General features: G+C 69.8%; 2 protein-coding genes. One reads left to right on the forward strand and one right to left on the reverse strand.

Features of this window, described 5'->3' with window-relative positions:
• Nucleotides 1–1,329 (reverse strand): TniQ family protein (locus SZN_RS36740; protein WP_043735335.1); only part of this gene is annotated, 1,329 nt, incomplete at its 3' end.
• Nucleotides 1,330–1,906: 577 nt separating this feature from the next.
• Here SZN_RS36740 and SZN_RS36745 point away from each other — a divergent pair.
• A partial coding sequence (locus SZN_RS36745; protein WP_007506083.1) for an AAA family ATPase occupies nt 1,907–2,345 on the forward strand: 439 nt, incomplete at its 3' end.

Genomic DNA, 2,345 nt, shown 5'->3' on the forward strand with positions numbered 1-2,345 from the left:
CCACTGGGCCACCTCCTCCAGCGCCACCCCGGCCGCGACGGCCGCGGCTGCGGTATGCAGCACGGCCCGGTCGATCAGCCCGGCACTCTGGCTGAGGTGCTCCAGCAGCGTGCGGGCCACCTCGGCGGTGGTGCCGCTCTGCACGCCGCGCAGCTGCGCCAGCTCCTCGCGGGCGTCGTCGAGCAGCTGCGTGATGTGGAAGCGGTGTTCGGCGGAAACGGCGGCACGCCACCGGGTGCCCGAGCCGCCTGCCTGTGCCTCCGCCGCCGTCACACGCCGCTGGCCGGCCATCGTTGCGGGCTGCTGCTCCCGCTTCAGATGCCACGGATCGTCTCGCCATCCCGGCGGTTCGCCGCCACGGCGGGCGCGCACGATCGCGCCCCTCCAGCTGCTCAGCGGGCCGCCGTAGTCGGCCGCGATCAGAGGCCCCAGCCAGTCCCGGTCCACCCGCTCGCCCAGCCGGTGGCAGAACGGATCGTCCCCGCCCCGCACCCGGGGCCGCATCCCGCCGCTTGCCCGCCAGGCCAGCTCGGCCATGGCGGGATCCAGCAGTGCGTCGGCGACGGCCACCGCTTCGGGGAAGACGACGGCGTCCCGGCCCACGATCCGCCACAGCTCCAGCTTTGTCCCGGCGTTGCCGCCCGCGACCTGGTGCAGCCGCCGCGGCCAGGCCGCCTCGTGCTCCCATTGCAGGGCCTGCTCCCACCACCGGGCTACCACCGCGTGCGCCAGCGCGAACACCCTCTCCGGCTCTACTCCGGCCCGTGCTGCCCGCCGCGCCACCCCCGTCCACCTCCGCTGGGCCGCGGCCACTTCCGGCACGTCCCGTACGTCCAGATACTCAAGAGGCTGGTCGGCGTCCGCGTCCAGGAGCCACCGCCCGTGCCGTGCACACACCCGTTCCCAGCGCGGTGCGTACCGCACCACCCGCACGGCCGTCCCCGTACGCCGGGCCGCGCACAGGCGGCAGCCGAAGGCGACCGGACCGGCGACCGCGCCCCCGGTCCGCCACGCCGCCGCCGGCACCCCGTCCTTCCCGGCCGACAGCTTGGCGTCCTCCTGTCCCCACGACGGCAACGCCCGCGCCAGAACGTCTTCTCCGACGCCGCACAGGCTTGCCAGGAGCTGCCGTCCGGGCGTGTTCAGCAGCACTTCGGCGTCGGCCCGCGCGCCCCCGCCGTCGTGCCCCGACGGGTAGTTGCGCCACTGCCAGTACGACCGCAACGTCTTCGCCTCCATCCCGTAGCGGCTTGCGATACGGCAGATCAGCGACGAGGTCGTCTCCCCAGGCAGGGGAGCTGTCCGCAGGAGGCCGGCATGATGGGTCACCCCACCACGGTCTCGTGTTCGCCGAACCGGTCGGGCGTTTTCGCAGTAGCCGTCCGGTCCTCGGCCCATCGTCTGATTACTTCCCTGGGCCGTAGGCCTCCCTCTCGACTCGGACGTCGTTCAGCGGCCCCTCAATATTGGCCACCTGGCTCCACCCGCTTGAACAGCGGCGCGGACGTCTCGAACCCCGATACCGTGGTGGCGGTAGCTGGCAAGCCACCGTAGATTCGCCGCCACTGGAGGTGGCTCCAGGCCCCGGTACGACCAGCCCACGCGCGCACGCCACCACCGAAACCGACTGGATCGGTCCCCTCCGGCTCGGCTCCTGGATCGATCACATCCGCCGCGCCCCCAACAAACTCACCGCCGAAGGACGCGCAGCGCTGGACATCATCCGCATGGCCTGGGACACCCCAGAGGCGCGATGAACGGGCAGTTGTGCGAAACCGGTCGCGTCACCGTGAAAAGCAAGCCGCTGTTGTCCTTGGCCTCTTGGGCCCAGCCGTCCCCGGGCACTGTCACCCCCCGGCAGTAGCATGACGGATTGTCGAGCACCACGAGTCGGAACGAGGCCCGCATGTTCATTTCTGCTGTCTACATCCGCTTCTTCCGCTCATTCAACTTCGACTATCTCCGCAAGGCCAGTGACAAATTCGTTCCCCACCCGTGGGACGTCCTGGACAATGACGACCTCAAATACCCATTCGTCAAAGTACCCTTGGAAGAAGGCGTCACCACTGTCGTCGGTGCCAACGAATCAGGCAAAAGCCAACTCCTGGCCGCCATCCAGCGTGCGCTGACCGGACGGGACATCGAACGGGGCGACTTCTGCCGCTACTCCCAGTTCTTCGCCGTTGACAAGGCCATGGCTTTCCCCGACTTCGGCCTGCAGTTCGGCAACCTGCAGGAAAGCGATCGCGATGCAGTGGCGAAGGCATGTAAGGGCAGCACCAGCGACTTCGACACCTTCCTGCTGTTCCGCATCGGAGCGCAGGCGCCCGTCGTCTACCTGCCCC

The organism is Streptomyces zinciresistens K42, assembly GCF_000225525.1.
In the GTDB taxonomy this organism is placed as follows: Bacteria; Actinomycetota; Actinomycetes; order Streptomycetales; family Streptomycetaceae; genus Streptomyces; species Streptomyces zinciresistens.